The sequence below is a fragment of the Stenotrophomonas sp. YJH_SMC_105-26 genome, from assembly GCF_059368915.1.
The window spans coordinates 1-16,824 of the sequence record NZ_JCAFSD010000019.1 but is presented as its reverse complement, the minus strand read 5'-3'; the positions used below and the strand labels follow the sequence as shown (position 1 = coordinate 16,824).

Sequence of the window (16,824 nt, the reverse complement as noted above, 5' to 3'; positions counted from 1 at the left end):
GGTGGCGTTGGAGGCCTGCACCGACAGCTCGCGGACGCGCTGCAGGTTGTTGCCGATTTCGGTCAGCGAACCTTCGGCGACCTGGGCCAGCGAGATACCGTCGTTGGCATTGCGGATGGCGACGTCGGTACCGCGGATCTGCGTGCCGAAGCGCTCGGAGATCGCCAGGCCGGCGGCGTCGTCCTTGGCGCTGTTGATGCGCGAACCGGAGGACAGGCGCTGGATGGTGGTAGCCAGCGAGCTGCCGCTGGTGCTCAGGTTACGCTGAGCATTCAACGACATCGTATTGGTGTTGATGACTTGTGCCATGAGGAGAGGTCCTTGAGCGGTTGCACGTGAGTTGGGTTAGACGCCCCCGACGTGCCCCGGGGGCGGCTCATGTCAGCGCTGCAACAGGCTGAGCACGTTCTGCGGTACCTGGTTGGCCTGGGCCAGCATGGCCGTACCGGCCTGCTGCAGGATCTGGGTGCGGGTCAGTTCGGCGGTTTCCTTGGCGAAGTCGGTATCGCGGATGCGGCTGCGCGATGCGGACAGGTTCTCCGAGGAGGTCTGCAGGTTGGCCACCACCGAGGTGAAGCGGTTCTGGATCGCGCCGAGGTCGGCGCGGACGCTGTTGACCGATTCCAGGGCCTTGTCGACGATCGACATCGCCTTCTGTGCGCCTTCGGCGGTAGTGACGTTCAGGTCCTTGACGAAGCTGGCCGCTGCACCGGTCAGGGTGCCGCCGTTGGTGCTGGTCTCGGTCAGGCCCAGGCCGGCGAGGGTCGCGGCGGTGGCGCCGGCCGGCGGAGTCGCCGCGCTGACACCCAGCGCGAAGGTCTGGCCATCCTTGACCGAGGCCAGGCTGACGACGCCGGCATTGACCGAGGCAACCACGCCGGTTTCGCCCAGCTTGTTGTTGATCGCCGCGGCGGTGGCCGAGGTGATCGATTCGCCGGCCTTCACCGTGAAGTCGCTGATGGTGACCGTGGTGGCGGTGCCGCCCGGCGGGGTGACCGAGACCTGCAGGCCGGAGTAGGTGGTGTCGGCCGTCGCCTTGTCCACCGCCAGTGCGGTGCCGGTATAACCGTTGGCGAAGGTGGCCGCGCCCAGCGAATCGGCCTTGGCGTTGACCACGCTGTTGATGGCGATGGCCTGTCCGGCGTTGGCACCCACCTGGAACAGCTGGCTGGTGAAGCTGCCGTCCAGCAGCTTGGTGCCGTTGAAGTCGGCCTGCTTGGCGACGCGGTCGATCTCGCTGACCAGCTGGGTCACTTCAGCCTGCAGGGCCTTGCGGTCGCTGGCCGAGTTGGTGGCATTGGAGGCCTGCACACCCAGTTCGCGGATGCGCTGCAGGTTGTTGCCGACTTCGTTCAGCGAACCCTCGGCGACCTGGGCCAGCGAGATGCCGTCGTTGGCATTGCGGATGGCCACGTCCAGACCGCGGATCTGGGTGGTGAAGCGCTCGCTGATGGCCAGGCCGGCCGCGTCGTCCTTCGCGCTGTTGATGCGCAGGCCGGACGAGAGGCGCTGGATGGTGGTGGCGAGCGAGCTGCCGCTGGTGCTCAGGTTGCGCTGAGCGTTGAGCGACATCGTATTGGTGTTGATTACCTGTGCCATGGGGTCGTCTCCTCTTATATGGAACCCGTTGGTGAATGAAACGAAGCGCCGCCTGTTTTTTTGTGTGGCTGTGTGCTTCGCCGTTGCCAAATGAATAACGGCGCTTTGTCAACAACCTTTAGCCGTGAATTCCGTTGAAGCCAGAATTCGTTGCCTGAAGCTGTTTTCCCGGGGTTTTCAGCCCTGTTGCCAGGGTGGAAGCGGCCCCGGGAGGGGCGGTCGGGCAGGGCCTGACCAGCGCTGATGAAGGTATCGGCGGGGTCGGGCCGGGCTTGATGGAGAATCACGGAAGATCGGCCAGCGACGGCCAGGTGGCCGCGCAGCGGCGGGCAGGCGCGCAAACGAAAAAGGCCGCGATGCAGGGCATCGCGGCCTTTCGGGACTGACGCGGGCGGGGCGTCAGCGCAGCTTGTTGAACAGCGACATCGACTGCATCTGCGAGAAGATCGTCTGCGCCGCCTGCAGCGCGGTGCTCTGCAGCTGGTACTGGCTCAGCGCATCGGCGTAATCCAGGTCGCGCATCTGCGACAGCGTGGTCTTCAGGGTCACGCCATTGGCCTCGCGCATGTCGGCGGCATTGTCCAGCGCCTTCAACTGCGCACCGCCTGCGGCACGCGAATCGATCATCCGCTCGGAAGCGCGCGCCACGTCGCGCAGTGCGCTCTGCAGCTGGTTCTGCTGCGCAGTCATCTGCGCGGTGGTACCGGTGTCGGCACCCAGCGCCGCCACCAGGTTGTCCATGGTGGAGAAGATGTCGCGGCTGCTCGCGGCCTGTACGCTGAAGCTGTCGCCCGCTGCCGGTGCGCCGGTGATGCGCAGGCGCACACCGTTCACTTCCAGATCGTCGCCGGCCTTGTAGGTGCCGGTTCCGGTCACGTTGCCCGCACCGTCCACCACCTCGTATTGGTTGCCAGTGGTGAAGCGCACGCTGAAGCCCTGGCCGTTCCAGCTGTCGCTGCCGTCGCGGGTGATGTTGGTCAGCACGCCGTTGCCGGTGTTGCCGGCCGCGGCGCTGCCGTCGACGAAGCCATCGCCGGTGGGAATGCGCATGAAGATCTCGCTGCCGGGCAGCGCGTCCTTCACGTAGGTATCCGGACCGACTTCGACCTGGCGCTGGGTCTGGTCGCCACGGTAGACCACTTTGCCGTTGATCTTGGCAAACGGCGGGTCGCCGTCGTTGGTGCCACCGAACACGTAGCGGCCGGTGCCATCATCGGCGTTGGCCAGCGACAGCAGGCCGTCGCGGATCTGGTTGACCTCGGTGATCAGCGTCTTCTTGTCCGCCGCGCTCAGCGCCGGATTGCTGGCCTGGATGGTCAGATCGTTGACGCGTGCCATCAGGTCGTTGACCTGTGCCAGGGTGTTTTCCTGCACGCCCAGGCGGTTCTGCACGTTGCCGGCATTGAGCTTCATGCGGTCCAGTGCAGCCAGGCTGCGGTCAAGGCCGACCGCGGTGCCGGCGGCAACCGGATCGTCCTTGGCGCTGACGATCTTGCTGCCGGTGGCGATCTGCTGCTCCAGGTGGCTGAGCTTGGCCTGCTTGGCCATCATCAGCGACACCGACTGGTTGAACATCATGCTGGTGGAGATGCGGCTGCTCATCGGCGGACGGCTCCCAGGATGGTCTGGAACATGCTGTCGGCGGTCGAGATCAGCTGCGAGGCGGCCTGGTAGGCCTGCTGCAGGCGCAGCATGTCCGCCGCTTCCTCGTCCAGGTTCACGCCGGAGACTTCGTCGCGGGCTTCCTGCGCCTTGTCATTGATCACCAGCTGCGCGTCGAGCGAGTACTCGGCCGAGCGGGCGGCGGCGCCGACCTGGGTGGTCAGGCCACCCAGCGCGCCGTTCAGTGTCACCGTTCCGGCGTTGAACGCCTTCGCGCTTTCCACCTTGGCCATCTTCGACGCGTTGCTGTTGTCCGACGAACCGGCCGGGGTCGGGGTGATGTTGAAGGTATCGCCCACCTTCGGTGCACCGTCCAGCACGAAGCTCCAGCCGTTGGCGCTGATGGTCTGGCCGGGCGTGTAGGTCTGCGGCGGCCCACCGTCGATGGTGTAGGTGGTGGCCGAGGTGAACACGATCGCCGACGGATTGCGCAGGTTGGCGTTGGTCGAATCGGTGACGGTGACACCGCTCAGCTTGCCGGTACCGGTGTTGGCGGTGGCGGCCGCGCCCTTCACCGCTGCAGCGGCGGCGATGCGCGACGGATCGGTGATTGCCACTTCCATGCTGCCGGCCACGCCCGCGGTCGGCTGCAGCAGGAAGCGGTCATTTGCAGCCGGCGTACCGCCGACGACCAGCTTGACGCCGTTGATTACCAGCGGATCGGCGGCGGTGCCGGTGCCGGTCAGCGGGATGCTGGCGCCGGTGTCGGCGCGGCTGGCCTTCCAGTTGGTGCCATCGAACTGCAGCACCACGTTCTGCGCGTCCAGCTTGCCCAGGTCGCCGTAGGTTGCGCTGAGGCTGGCGGTGCCGGTATTGCTGTTGTTGCCGGTGACGCGCGGGTTGCCGATGGTGAAGAAGTCCCCGCCCAGCTGGCCATACAGGTCCACGCCCTGGTGGTGCGCCTGGTTGAAGCTCTCGGCCAGGCCCACCGCCAGCTTGCCCAGTTCAGCCTGGGCAGGGGTCAGCACGGTGTCGCGGAATTCCAGCAGGCCACCGATCTGGCCGCCGACCGCCTTCGGGTCGAGGCGGATGGTGTTGCCCTGGGTCTCCAGCGCCAACTGCAGGCGCTCGGGCTGGTACGGGTCGGCCACGGTGGTGACCTTGGTCGCCGTGGTACCCACCACCAGCGCGTTGCCGCCGGCGGTGTAGACATTCATGATGCCGCCGTCCTGGATCACCGCCGTGCCACCGGTGTAGCCGATCAGCTGGGTGATCAGCTGGTCGCGGCGGTCGAGCAGATCGGGCGCCGCGGTGGCGACGTTGGTGCCGATGGCGCCGTTGATCTGCGCGATTTCCTGCGCCAGGCGGTTGACCTCGGTGGCACCGGCCAGCAGGCCGTTGTTGACCTCGCTGTTGAGGTTGTTCAAGTGCGTGTTGAGCTGCACGAAGCGGTTGGCCAACGCCTTGCCGCCGTCGAGCATGTTCTGGCGGTCGGCGGTGCCGGCCGCGTTGGACGACAGGCCACTGACCGAATCGAAGAAGTTCGACCAGACGCCGGCCACATTGGTGGCCGCATCGGAGAACAGCGCGTTGACCCGGTCGGCCATGCCCGAAAGCTGTTTCAGGCGCGCCAGTTCACCGCTGCTGTCGAGCAGGCGCGAGATCGCCAGCTGGTCGGCAGTGCGGCGGATGTCAGTGATCCGGGTGCCGTTGCCGACCGTGCCATAGCCGTAGTTCTGCGGGTCGGCGGTAGCGAAGTTGACCTTCTGCCGGCTGTAGCCGGGCGTATTGAGGTTGGCCACGTTGTGGCTGGTGGTCGCCAACGCACGCTGGAAGGCGAGCAGGGCACCGGTACCGGTGGAAAGTACGCTGGACATGGGGTTCCTCAACGACGGGTGATACCCAGCGCCGCGGTCGCGGTGCTGGCGAAGGTCTGGCCAAGGCGCGCGCCGGCGTCGGTCACGGCCGCTACGGCACGCTCGATGGTCGGGCCGCCGGCGATCGCGGCGATCTTGGCCGCATAGCGCGGGTCGGTGGCATAGCCGGCGCGCTGCAGGCCACGGGCGAAGCCCTGCACGTCGGTGCCGGCCTGCAGGGCCTGCTGGTAGCGCGGGCTGGTCTTCAGCAGGCGCACGTAGTCGGCGAAGCTTTCGGCCGGCGAGCTGTAGGCGCGGAAGCTGGCGGTTTCGTTGCGGCGTACGCCATCCACGTATTCGTGGGTGCCGGCTTCAACGCGCTGGCCGCTCCAGCCGGTGGCCTTGATGCCGAACAGATTGTGCGAGGTACTGCCGTCGGACTGGCGGATGTGGCGCTTGCCCCAGCCGGTTTCCAACGCGGCCTGGGCGACCAGCGCACGGGCATCCACGCCCAGTTCCCTGGCCGCGCTCTGCGCGTGCTGCCAGATGCTGGCGACGAAACCTTCCGGCGTGTGCGGCCCCAGCTGGGCCACGGCGGTGCGGGTAGCCATCGCATCGGCTTGGCTCATGGCCGTACCGCGGTTACTGGCCGTCGCCGACCACTGGTCGTTGTTGGTGGACCAGTCCTCGCCCTGCAGGTTGCCGATGTACGGATCCTCGGTGCCCAGCGAGCGGTGCAGGCTGCTGCTTTCGCGACCGGCGATCAGGTCCAGTGCCTGTTCCATCGGTGCCAGCGCGGCCTGCGCGCCGTGCTGTGCGCCGGCCGCCATCTGCTGCAGCATGCGCACGGCCTGGCTGCCATCTTCCAACGGCAGCGACGGTGCCGGCTTGTCCGGCGCGTTGAGCTGGTATGCGCGGCTGGCCTTGGCCGGATCCACGCGGGTATCCAGCGCGGGGCCGTCGGCGGCCTGGCCGGACAGCTGGCGGCTGATCATGCCGGACAGGCCCAGCCCCTTGCCGCGGGTCATCGCCTCGGCGATCTTCTGGTCGTACATGTCGCGGAACATCTTGTTCTCGCCGGGAAACAGCGAGTCGCCGAAACTGGCATCACGCATGCTTTTGACCAGCATCTGTGCGAACTGGCCTTCCAGCTGGCGTGCGACCTTGTCGATCTTCGCCGGGTCGTTCTGCTGCGCCGGGTGCAGGTCGAATGCGGGATTGATGCGCATGTCAGATCACCTCGAGCTCGGCACTCAATGCGCCGGCCTGCTTCAGGGCTTCCAGGATCGCGATCAGGTCGCCCGGCGCCGCGCCCACGGCGTTCACCGCGTGCACGATCTCGTCCAGGGTGGTGCCGCCGCTGAACTTGAACATGCGGCTGCCGTCGTTGGTGGCGGTGATGGTCGACTGTGGGCTGGCCACGGTACGGCCACCGGACAGGGCATTGGGTTGGCTGACGTTGGTGTTCTCCTGGATCGTCACCGTCAGCGAACCATGCGAGATCGCGGCAGGGCCGACCCGCACCTGCTGGCCGATGACCACGGTGCCGGTGCGGGAATTGACCACGACCTTGGCCGGGGCGCTGCCCGGGGTCAGCTCCAGATTCTCGATGCGGGCCAGCAGGCCGATGCGTGCGCCCGGATCGGTCGGCGCAGTCACGGCCACGGTCACGCCGTCGACCGCACGCGCGGCGCCTTCGCCGAACGCGTTGTTGAGTGCGGCGACCATGCGCGAAACGGTGGTGAAATCGTTGTTGTGCAGGTTCAGCGTGATGTCGCCGCCATTGGCCAGCGGGTCGGGCAGGGCACGCTCGACCGTGGCGCCATTGGGAATGCGGCCCACGCTCGGTACGTTCACCGAAACCCGCGAACCATCCTTGCCCTGCGCACCAAAGCCGCCGACGATCAGGTTGCCCTGCGCGATCGCATAGATCTGGCCGTCGGCGCCGCGCAGCGGGGCCATCAGCAGCGAGCCGCCGCGCAGCGAGACGGCGTTGCCGATCGACGACACGGTGATGTCGATCGGCTGGCCCGGCTTGGCGAACGGCGGCAGCTCGGCATGGATCGCGACGGCCGCAACATTCTTCAGCTGCGGATTGACGTTGGCCGGTACGTTCACGCCCAGCTCGCCGAGCAGGTTCTTCAGGCTCTGCACGGTGAAGGGCGCCTGGCTGGTGCGGTCGCCGCTGCCATCCAGGCCGACCACCAGGCCGTAGCCCACCAGGGCGTTACCACGCACGCCGCCGACCTGGGCCAGGTCCTTGATGCGCTCGGCGCTGGCCGGGGCTGCCACGACCAGCAGCATCAGCGCGACGAACGACGCCACGCGGCGCTGCCAGGAAGAAGAGGGGAGGAGTTTCATGGCCATACTCAGAACGGCGTCAGGCCGGAATTGAAGAAGCGGCTCAGCCAGCCCATCGCGTTGGACTGCGCGACCGGGCCGCGGCCGCCGTAGACGATGCGGGCTTCGGCCACGCGGCTGGAAGGAATGGTGTTGTCCTGGCTGATGTCGCCCGGGCGCACGATGCCCTGCACCTGTACCAGTTCATCACCCTGGTTCAGTCGCAGGTTCTTCTGCCCCTGTACCACCAGGTTGCCATTGGGCAGGCGCTGGATCACCGTGACGGTGACACTGCCCTGCAGGCGGTTGCTCTGCGCGCTGTTGCCCTTGCCGGTGAAGTCACGCGCGCCCTTGGCCGTCGCACTGAGGATGTCCTTGCCGCCCAGGGTGACCGGCGCACCGAGGATGGACGGCGTGCCCAGGCTCAGGTTGGATTCCTTGTTGGTGGCCGTGTTGGCGCTGGTCTGCGCGGTGGTGTTTTCCAGCAGGGTGATGGTCAGCAGGTCGCCGACATCGCGTGCGCGGCGGTCCGAGTACAGCTGCAGGGTCGGGCCGGCAGCGTAGATCGCACCGGCGGTCGGCGCGGCCTGCGGCGGCATGATCGGCTGGATCGGTGCCATCGCCGCGTAGGGGCGCACGTCGCCGGCGATCACGCAGCCACCGAGCAGGGCGACCACGGCGCAGGCGAGGGCAGTGCGGGTGAATCTGGAAATGGGCGACATGGCGGTTTCCCGGTTGGGCCGGTCAGAGCTTGTTGTTGAGATATCCGAGCATCGAATCGGTGGTGGAGATTGCCTTGGCGTTCATTTCGTAGGCGCGCTGGGTTTCGATCATCGACACCAGCTCTTCGACCACATTGACGTTGCTGCCTTCCAGCGCGCCCTGCACCACGGTGCCGAGGCCGTTGAGCCCGGGATTGCCGTTCTGTGCCGGACCGGAAGCGGTGGTTTCCAGGAACAGGTTCTCGCCGCGTGCCTGCAGGCCGGCCGGATTGACGAAGTCGGTCAGGGTCAGCGCACCCACTTCCACTGACGCCGCGCCGTCGGCCATCTTCACGCTGATGGTGCCGTCGGTACCGATGGTCACCGACTGCGCGCCCTCGGGAATCTGGATGCCCGGCTGCACCGGGTAGCCGCTGTTGGTGACCAGCTCGCTGTCCTGGTTGATCTTGAACGAGCCATCACGGGTGTAGGCCGAGCTGCCGTCGGGCATCTGCACTTCGAAGAAGCCGCGGCCGTTGACCATCACGTCCAGCGCACGGCCGGTCTGCTGCTGGCCACCCTGCTCGAAATTCTTGGCGGTGGCGACCACGCGTACACCGGTACCCAGCTGCAGGCCGGTCGGCAGCTGGGTCTGCGCCGACGAAGAGCCGCCGGGCTGGCGTACCTGCTGGTACAGCAGGTCCTCGAAGCTGGCACGGTCCTGCTTGAAGCCGGTGGTGTTGGTGTTGGCGAGGTTGTTGGAAACCACCGACATGCGCATCTGCTGCGCATCCAGTCCGGTTTTCGCGATCCACAATGCCTGGTTCATCTTCGGTGTCCTGTCTGGGTAAAGCCGGCCGCGCGATGCGGCCCTTGGTAACGGGTGTGCAAGCGGTGTGCCAGCGCCGCGCCCGGGCGGCGCCGGAATTCCGTCAGCTGCCCAGGCGCAGCAGGTTGTTGGCACTGCGCGCGTTGTCGTCGCCGTGCTTGATCACCTGCACCTGCATTTCGTACTGGCGCTGCAGCTGGATCATCTGCACCAGTGCACCGGCGGCATCGACGTTGCTGCCTTCCAGCTGGCCGCTGTGCACGGCGGTGCCCTGTGCCGGTGCGAACGGCTGCAGTGGGTCGGTGTTGCGGAACAGGCCATCCAGGCCACGCTCGAGGCGCTCGTCCGGCGCCTGTACCACCTTGATCCGGCCGATCTGCGCCATGGTCTGCGGGCCTTCGCCCTGCGGGATGATCGAGAGCGTGCCGTCGGCACCGATTTCCATCGCCTGGTAGGGCGGAATGGCGATCGGGTTGTTGTTGTCATCCAGTACCGGACGGCCGCTGGAGGTCACCAGCTGGCCGTTCGGGGTGACCGACAATGCAGCGCCGCGCGTGTACGCCTCACTGCCGTCGCTGGACTGCACGGCCAGCCAGGTGCCGGTCTGCAGGGACAGATCCAGCGGCTTGCCGGTGATGTGCTGCGAGCCGGGCGTACGGTTGAAGCCGGCGTCGACGTGCAGCGCATCCACCCGCGAGGCAAAGCCCGGGCCCTTGATCGGGAAGGCTTCGGTGTTGGCCAGCGCTTCCTTGAAGCCAGGGGTGTCCGAGTTGGCGAGGTTGTGGCTGAGCGTTCCCTGCGCCTGCAGGGAGGCGCGGGCACCGGTCATCGCCACGTAAAGAGCTTTATCCATGCGGGGAGTTCCGTGACAGGGTCAGCAGCTCATCAACGGATGTTGATGACGGTCTGGGTGATCTGGTCCTGCGTGGTGATCATCTGCGCGTTGGCCTGGAAGTTGCGCTGCGCGGTGATCATGTTGACCAGTTGCTCGGTGAGATCGACGGTGGACGCTTCCAGCGAGCCGGCCTGGATCTTGCCGAGGTTGGAGGTGTCCGGCATGCCGGTGCGCGGCGTGCCCGATTCGAAGGTCTCCACCCACAGGTTGTTGCCCTTCGATTCCAGGCCCTGCGTGTTGTTGAAGGTGGTCAGGGCGACCTGGCCCAGTGGCTTGTCGTCGCCGTTGGAATAGCGGGCGTAGACCACGCCGGATTCGGACACGGTCACTTCGTTGAGCTTGCCGGCGGCATAGCCGTCCTGCTGGGTATTGCGCAGGGCGAACTTCTCGCCGTACTGGGTGGAGCCGCTGATGTCCAGCGTCATGTTCAACTGGCCGGCACCGGTGGTCGGGGTGAAGGTGCCGAGGCTGACCTTGCCGTTGGCAGGTGCGACCAGCTTGCCGCTGTTGTCGAAGGTGACCGGGGTCGGTGCGCCGGCCGGCTGGCCATCGACGTAATTGCGCACGGTCCATTCGTTGGGGTTGGCGCCCTTGACGAAGTACGAGACCTGGATGTGGCTCACGCCCAGCGAGTCGTACACGGTGATGCCACCGCTGGAGTGGTTGTAGCTGTTCGAATCGGCCGGGTCGAAGGTCGCCACCGTCGGCTGCTTGGCGTTGGCCGGCAGGGTGAAGCCAACCTTCACTTCGCTGGTCTGCTTCGGCGGGCTGTCGGTGGTCAGCAGCTGCAGGTCGACCAGGCGGCCGGCATCAAAGTTGGTGCCATCGGCATTCGGCGCGAACACCTGCAGGCGCGCACCCTGCGGGTTGACCACGTAGCCGGCCGAATCGGTCTGGAAGTTGCCGGCACGCGAGTACACGCGCGAACCATTCATGTTCATGGTGAAGAAGCCTTCACCGGAAATGGCCATGTCCAGGCTGCGCCCGGTCTGCTCGTTGTGGCCCTGGATGAACTGCTGGGCGACGTTGGAAACGCGCACGCCCGAGCCGGTCTGGTTCTTCGACAGGCCGTAGCTGGTCGAAGCGAACAGGTCGGCGAACTCCGCGCGCGACTGCTTGAAGCCGGTAGTGTTGACGTTGGCGACGTTGTTGGCGGTGACGCTCAGGTCGGTGTTGGCGGCGTTGATGCCGGACAGCGAGACATTGAAGCCCATGGGATGCTCCTGGTTGATGCGGAAGGTGCGGCTCAGCTGACGCGGAGCACGTAGTCGATCGGGGCCGTGCCCAGGCCCTTGAGGTTCAGGTACAGGCCGTCGGAACCAACGGTCACGCTCTCCACCGGCGCCTGTACGTAGGTGGACAGCTTGGTGCTCTTGCCGGCGGTGTCGACATGGTTGGCGACGATGGAGTACTTGCCCGGCTCCATGCGCTTGCCGTTGGCATCCTTGCCGTCCCACTGGAAGGCGGTTTCGCCGGCAGCCTTGGCTTCCACGCTCAGCGAGGTGACCTTGGCGCCGTTGGCGTCGGTGATGTCCACGGTGATGATGCCGGCCGACGGTGCAGCCACCGTGCCTTCGACATTGCCTTCCTTCTCCAGCACCAGCTTTTCCGACGGCACCAGCACCTGGTGGCCGACCAGCGCAGCGCCACGCAGCACCTGGTCGCTGGCCATCGACTCCTGGAAGCCCTTCACCGTCTTGTTCAGATCGGTGATGCCCTGCACGGTGGACATCTGCGCCATCTGCGCGACCATCTGCGTGTTGTCCATCGGCTTCAGCGGATCCTGGTGCTGCAGCTGCTCGGTCATCAGGCGCAGGAAGTCGGCCTGGTCCAGCGTGTTCTTCTTTTTCGTGGCGTTGCTGTTGGGGGCGTTCAGGCCCAGCGCGGAATAGACGTCCTGGCTGGTCTGGTTGTTGACGGCGGTGGTCATGGCGGTATCCGGTGCTGCGGGCCTCAGCGGCCCATGGTCAGGGTGGCCAGGGCCAGTTCCTTGGCGGTGGTCAACATCTCCACGCCGGCCTGGTAATTGCGCGAGGTCGAGATCAGGTTGACCATCTGCGCCACCGGATCGACATCGGGCTGGTAGATGTAGCCATCGGCGTCGGCCAGCGGGTGGCCTGGCTCGTAGCGCTTGATCGGCGCGGCCTCGCTCTGGGTGATCTCCTTCACCTTCACCGAGGTGATGTTGGGATCGTTCTTGCTGGTGACGGCCTGGAAGATCGGTTCCAGCGGCTTGTACACGGCGTCGGCGGAACCGGCGACGGTGTCGGCATTGGAGAGGTTGGAGGCGATGGTGCTCATGCGCACCGACTGTGCCTGCAGCGCGGAGCCGGCGATGTCGAAGATCGGCAGGTTGCTCATGGCTTATTGCCCCGTGATCGCGGTCAGCATGGAACGCACCTTGCTCTCGACGAAGCTGAGCGAGGCGCGGTATTCCAGTGCGGCGCGGCCATAGGCGGCACGCTCGGCATCGGGGTCGACGGTGTTGCCGTCCAGGCTGGGCTGCACGCCTTCGCGCGCGATCTGGAACGGGTTCAGGCCACTACTGATCTCGTAGTGCTGCTCATGGGTGGTGGCCATCAGGCCATTGGCATCCTGCCCCTGGGCGTGGCGCAGGGCGGCATCGAAGTCCAGGTCCTGGGCCTTGTAGCCGGGAGTGTCGGCATTGCCGAGGTTGCTGGCGATCAGCTTCATCCGCTGTTCGCGCAACGGCATGGCCTGGGCGTGGACGCCCAGGTAGTCGGTAATCAGGTTGCGCACGGTGCACTCCCACGGGAACGTTGCCCGGGAAGCTGCAAGGGGTGTGCCAAATGGAGAGGGGGTCAGATCCCCGCAGGGGCTCTGACCCCGTGGTTGACGCGTTGCGATGCGGGGTCGGAGCCCGTTCCGGGATCCGACCCCTCGGCGGGCCTTACGCCGCCAGCGCCACCTTGCGCAGGCGGTCCAGCACGAAGTCGGCCAGCTCGTGCGGCGAGTACTTGGCGACGAACGCATTGGCGCCGACGCGCTCGACCATGGCGTTGTTGAAGACGCCCGACAGCGAGGTGTGCAGCAGCACGTACAGGCCGGCCAGGCCCGGGTGGCGCCGGATTTCCGTCGTCAGCGTGTAGCCATCCATGGCCGGCATCTCGATGTCCGAGATGACCATGGCATAGCGCTCGGTCGGGTTTTCCCCCGAGGCGTGGACCTGCAGCAGGTGGTCCAGCGCCTGCTTGCCGTCGGAAAGCAGGGTGGCACCCACGCCCAGCTGGTCCAGCACGCTGCGGATCTGCTGGCGGGCCACGCGCGAGTCGTCCACCACCAGCACCTGCAGCTGCGGGCCGTCGGCGGGCATGGCCATTGCCGGGTCGAGTACCGCTTCTCCGCGCACCTGGGCGATATCGGCCAGCACGCTCTCAACGTCGATCACCTGGATCAGCTCGCCCTGGAAGCGGGTCACCGCGGTCAGGTAGCTCGACTCGGCGCCCAGCTCCGGTGGCGGGTGGATGTCTTCCACCGCGATGTTGACGATGCGTTCGACGCCACTGACCAGGAAGCCCTGGATCGAGCGGTTGAATTCGGTGACGACCAGGTAGCCGGGCGAGGTGTCCGCGTCCGGTTCGCGCTCGGGGTGGCCGATCGCCAGGCCCAGGTCCAGTACCGGCACCGAGCGGCCGCGCACGTCGGCCACGCCGGAGAACTGGCTGGGCAGGCCGGGCACCTGGAACAGCTCCGGGCGGCGCAGGACTTCCTGCACCTTGAAGACATTGACGCCAAAAAGCTGACGTCCGCCGAGGCGGAACAGCAGCAGCGCCAGGCGGTTGTGGCCGGCCAGTCGGGTCCGCTGGTCGATCCGGTTGAGCAGGTCATGGGACATGGCTGCTGTATCGGCGTGGTGGGGGCGGAACTTGAGGGCGCTCTGTCGTCCGCGCGCTCCACACCGCTTTTGTAGAGCGACTGTCAGTCGACTGCTCTTCGATCCGATCACGGGAAACCCCGCGCTTCGCGCGAAAGTCGACTGGCAGTCGACTCTACCCATCCGGTCGAATCCCCATCCCGGATCCGATCAACGGGACCCGGTCTCTGGCACACCCCTTGCACGCTGCTGGGCCAGATCCCATCGACAGGAGGCGCCATGCGCCGGATCACATCCCTACTGGCCCTTGCACTGGCCGCTGCTGCGCCGTGGGCGGCGGCTGCCGACTGGCAACCGGTGGCCAGCATCCGCGCGGCCGCATTGTCGACACTGCCGGCCGGCAGCGAAGGCGAGGCGCAGGTGGCCGATGCGCTGCGCCTGCCGAAATGTGGCAGCGCGTTGCAGGTGCAGCCCACCGCCAACACCACGGTGGAGGTGAGCTGTCCCGATGCGGGCGGCTGGCGCCTGTTCGTGCCGGTGAAGGTGCGGCGCAACCAGACCGTGCTGGTGCTCAACCGCGGAATCGGCACTGGAGAAACCCTCACGGCCGCCGATATCACCACTGCCCAGCGTGACGCTGCCCGGATTGCCGGCGCGGTGCTGTCCGATCCCAATGCAGCGATCGGCCGCATCGCCCGCCGTCCGTTGCAGGCCGGAGCCCTGCTGTCGAACAACGATCTGGTGGTCCAGCGTCTCATCAAGCGAGGAGACAATGTAGCCCTGGTGTCGCGTCGCGGCTCGGTCGAGGTGCGCATTGCCGGCCGTGCGATGGGTGATGCCGGTGAGAACGAGCGGGTCTCGGTCGAGAACCTGTCCTCGCGGCGGATCGTGCAGGGCACGGTCGACGCCGCAGGTGACGTAATCGTGGCGCGTTGATTTACCGCAAAATATCCCTAAAGATCACGGCCCTGCGGCCGTTATCCCTTGTGAACGGCAACTCCAGGACACCCCATGAGCCAGAAAATCGACGGCAACCTGCAGGTCCCCCAGGCACTGCGCAGCGTGACGACCCCGGCCAGCAAGCCCGGCGTCAGCACCGATGCGGCGGCGCGCCCGGTCGAGGCGGCCGACAGCCTGCGCCTGACCGGCGAGGCCACCAATCTGCAGGCCATCGAGCGTGAGCTGACCACCGCCCCGGCGATCGACGCCCAGCGCGTGGCGGCCGTGCGCGAGTCACTGCAGAACGGCACCTACAAGATCAATCCGGACGCGATCGCATCGCGCATGCTCGATCTGGACCAGCAGCTGCACGGATGACTGCGGCGATGAGCGAGCCGCTGCAGCGCCTCGCCCAGGCCCTGGACGTTGAGCGCCAGGCCCTGGTCGAGCACGACGTGCACGCCCTGATCCGGGCCACCGGCGCCAAGCTGGAAGCGCTGCGTGCGCTGGAAGGCGCGCCGCCGGTGGGCGAGGGCGAACAGCTGCAGGAACTGGCCGAGCGCAACCGCGCCAACGGCGTGCTGCTGTCGCGCCGTCGCCGCGAGGTGAACTGGGCGCTGCGCCAGCTCGGCCGTACCGAAGATGCCTCGGCCTACGATGCCAAGGGCCAGTCGCACACGGTCAGCATCGGCCGGCCACTCGCCGTCGCCTGACGCGACGGCGGTCGCACACCCCCTCCCGGTGGGCTGAAGCCCGCTGCATGACCGCGTATATTGGGCGCCTGTTCGAACGCCCCGAGTCGCCGTGTCCGCTGCCAACGCCCTGGTTACCGCCCCCCTTCCGCCGCAGCCGGTGCTGCAGGCCCTGCTTGAGCGCCTGCGCGAAGGCCTGCTGCTGTTCACTGAAGACGGGCAGGTGGCCCTGGCCAACCCGGCCGCGCAGAACCTGCTGGCCAGTGGCTCGGACGGCGGATTGCCGCCGCCGCAGCGGCTGCGCGAGCTGCTCCCCCCTGATGCACTGGAGCAGGCCCGCCAGCATGGCCACTGGAATGGCAGCCTGCCGCTGGGCGAGGGCGTGGTCATCGCCCACCTGTACCACCATGGTCCGGTCGGCGAAGGGCATTTCCTTGCGTTGTTCCGCCACATCGAAGGGCAGGAAGACTACGAGCGCGAACTGCAGCAGCGCCACGCCGAGCTGCGCCAGGCCTACCTGCGCCTCAATGGCACCCAGGAAAAGCTGCTGCAGTCGGAGAAGATGGCCTCGATCGGCCAGCTCGCCGCCGGCGTCGCGCACGAGATCAACAACCCGATCGGTTACGTGCACTCCAACCTGGGCAGCCTGCAGGAGTACCTGCGCAGCCTGTTCACCGTGATCGAAGCCTACGAGCGCGCCCTGCGCGCGCCGGACCCGAAGGCACTGATTCCGGAAATCGATGACATCCGTGACCGCCTGGACATCGACTTCATCAGCCGCGACCTGCCGCAGCTGATGGCGGAATCGCGCGAAGGCATCGAGCGCGTTACCCGCATCGTGCGCGACCTGAAGGACTTCTCGTATTCCGGTCGCGACGAATCGTGGAAGCTGGTCGACCTGCACGCGGGCCTGGAATCGACCATCAACATCATCTGGAACGAACTCAAGTACAAGGTCACCCTGGTACGCGAATTCGGCCAGTTGCCGCTGGTGGAGTGCCTGCCGTCGGAGTTGAACCAGGTCTACATGAACCTGCTGCTCAACGCTGGCCATGCCATCGCCGAGCGCGGCACGATCACCGTGCGCACCGGCGTTGATGGCGATCACGTGTGGGTTGAATTCGAAGACACCGGCGGCGGCATCTCGCCGGAACTGCGCCAGCGCATTTTCGATCCGTTCTTCACCACCAAGCCGGTCGGCAGTGGCACCGGTCTGGGCCTGTCGATCTCTTACAGCATCATCAACAAGCATCACGGCCGCATCGACCTGGACAGCACCCCGGGCGTGGGCTCGCGCTTCCGCGTGGTGCTGCCGGTGAAGCAGCCGCGCTGACCGCTTCCGAAGTGGAACCGGACACCCAGAGCAGCCGGCCAGCGGCCGGCTCTACCGGGGCCTATCGATGGTAGTGCCGGCCGCTGGCCGGCAACCTCATTGGAACCGGACACCCAGAGCAGCCGGCCAGCGGCCGGCTCTACCGGGGCCCATCGATGGTAGTGCCGGCCGCTGGCCGGCAACCTCATTGAAGCCGGGCACCC

At 66.7% G+C, this 16,824-nt stretch carries 18 protein-coding genes; 4 read left to right on the top strand and 14 right to left on the bottom strand.

The features are described 5' to 3' along the window. The 14 genes from AC5P7F_RS21480 to AC5P7F_RS21415 form a co-directional block, all read right to left on the bottom strand. On the bottom strand, positions 1–309 hold a 309-nt coding region (locus AC5P7F_RS21480), incomplete at its 3' end, for a flagellin N-terminal helical domain-containing protein (RefSeq protein WP_487007350.1). Between the two features lie 72 nt (positions 310–381). Beyond that, positions 382–1,599, bottom strand: coding sequence for a flagellin (locus AC5P7F_RS21475; protein ID WP_032961916.1), 1,218 nt, complete (start codon positions 1,597–1,599; stop codon positions 382–384). 399 nt (positions 1,600–1,998) lie between these two features. Then, positions 1,999–3,201, bottom strand: a complete 1,203-nt coding sequence (flgL, locus tag AC5P7F_RS21470; RefSeq protein ID WP_014647057.1) for a flagellar hook-associated protein FlgL — start codon at positions 3,199–3,201, stop codon at positions 1,999–2,001. Beyond that, positions 3,198–5,078: a flagellar hook-associated protein FlgK gene (gene flgK, locus AC5P7F_RS21465; RefSeq protein ID WP_014647058.1), complete on the bottom strand. Its 1,881-nt coding sequence runs from the start codon at positions 5,076–5,078 to the stop codon at positions 3,198–3,200. Before flgK ends, flgL begins: the two co-directional genes overlap by 4 nt. A gap of 8 nt (positions 5,079–5,086) precedes the next feature. Further along, positions 5,087–6,286 carry a flagellar assembly peptidoglycan hydrolase FlgJ gene (flgJ, locus tag AC5P7F_RS21460; RefSeq protein ID WP_014647059.1) on the bottom strand — a complete coding sequence of 400 codons (1,200 nt, stop codon included), beginning with the start codon at positions 6,284–6,286 and terminating at the stop codon, positions 5,087–5,089. 1 nt (position 6,287) lies between these two features. Beyond that, positions 6,288–7,424, bottom strand: coding sequence for a flagellar basal body P-ring protein FlgI (locus tag AC5P7F_RS21455; protein ID WP_041863393.1), 1,137 nt, complete (start codon positions 7,422–7,424; stop codon positions 6,288–6,290). Between the two features lie 2 nt (positions 7,425–7,426). Further along, positions 7,427–8,119: a flagellar basal body L-ring protein FlgH gene (gene flgH, locus AC5P7F_RS21450; protein ID WP_014647061.1), complete on the bottom strand. Its 693-nt coding sequence runs from the start codon at positions 8,117–8,119 to the stop codon at positions 7,427–7,429. 22 nt (positions 8,120–8,141) lie between these two features. Further along, positions 8,142–8,927 (bottom strand): flagellar basal-body rod protein FlgG, encoded by a 786-nt coding sequence (flgG, locus tag AC5P7F_RS21445; RefSeq protein WP_005409571.1) that lies wholly within the window; start codon positions 8,925–8,927, stop codon positions 8,142–8,144. A 103-nt stretch (positions 8,928–9,030) separates the two neighbouring features. Beyond that, positions 9,031–9,780, bottom strand: coding sequence for a flagellar basal body rod protein FlgF (locus AC5P7F_RS21440; protein ID WP_014647062.1), 750 nt, complete (start codon positions 9,778–9,780; stop codon positions 9,031–9,033). Positions 9,781–9,812: 32 nt separating this feature from the next. Then, on the bottom strand, positions 9,813–11,036 hold the full coding sequence (gene flgE / locus AC5P7F_RS21435) for a flagellar hook protein FlgE (RefSeq protein ID WP_014647063.1): 1,224 nt from the start codon (positions 11,034–11,036) through the stop codon (positions 9,813–9,815). A gap of 32 nt (positions 11,037–11,068) precedes the next feature. Further along, a complete protein-coding gene (locus tag AC5P7F_RS21430; protein ID WP_014647064.1) occupies positions 11,069–11,752 on the bottom strand; it encodes a flagellar hook assembly protein FlgD in 684 nt (227 codons plus the stop codon). Positions 11,753–11,775: 23 nt separating this feature from the next. Next, complete coding sequence (flgC, locus tag AC5P7F_RS21425) at positions 11,776–12,183, bottom strand: flagellar basal body rod protein FlgC (RefSeq protein ID WP_005416461.1); 408 nt, start codon at positions 12,181–12,183, stop codon at positions 11,776–11,778. A 3-nt stretch (positions 12,184–12,186) separates the two neighbouring features. After that, entirely contained in the window at positions 12,187–12,582 is a 396-nt protein-coding gene (gene flgB / locus AC5P7F_RS21420; RefSeq protein ID WP_005409576.1) for a flagellar basal body rod protein FlgB, read from the bottom strand. Between the two features lie 151 nt (positions 12,583–12,733). Next, complete coding sequence (locus AC5P7F_RS21415) at positions 12,734–13,678, bottom strand: chemotaxis protein (RefSeq protein WP_049439361.1); 945 nt, start codon at positions 13,676–13,678, stop codon at positions 12,734–12,736. Between the two features lie 258 nt (positions 13,679–13,936). On the opposite strand from AC5P7F_RS21415, the gene flgA reads away from it, so the two are divergent. From flgA to AC5P7F_RS21395, 4 genes are all read left to right on the top strand, one after another. Next, complete coding sequence (flgA, locus tag AC5P7F_RS21410; RefSeq protein ID WP_140222812.1) at positions 13,937–14,593, top strand: flagellar basal body P-ring formation chaperone FlgA; 657 nt, start codon at positions 13,937–13,939, stop codon at positions 14,591–14,593. Positions 14,594–14,668: 75 nt separating this feature from the next. Continuing rightward, entirely contained in the window at positions 14,669–14,974 is a 306-nt protein-coding gene (flgM, locus tag AC5P7F_RS21405) for a flagellar biosynthesis anti-sigma factor FlgM (RefSeq protein WP_014647067.1), read from the top strand. Then, positions 14,971–15,309 carry a FlgN family protein gene (locus tag AC5P7F_RS21400; RefSeq protein ID WP_014037132.1) on the top strand — a complete coding sequence of 113 codons (339 nt, stop codon included), beginning with the start codon at positions 14,971–14,973 and terminating at the stop codon, positions 15,307–15,309. The genes flgM and AC5P7F_RS21400 overlap by 4 nt, the downstream gene beginning before the upstream one ends. A gap of 91 nt (positions 15,310–15,400) precedes the next feature. Beyond that, on the top strand, positions 15,401–16,621 hold the full coding sequence (locus tag AC5P7F_RS21395; protein WP_014647069.1) for an ATP-binding protein: 1,221 nt from the start codon (positions 15,401–15,403) through the stop codon (positions 16,619–16,621). The last annotated feature ends 203 nt before the right edge of the window (positions 16,622–16,824 follow it).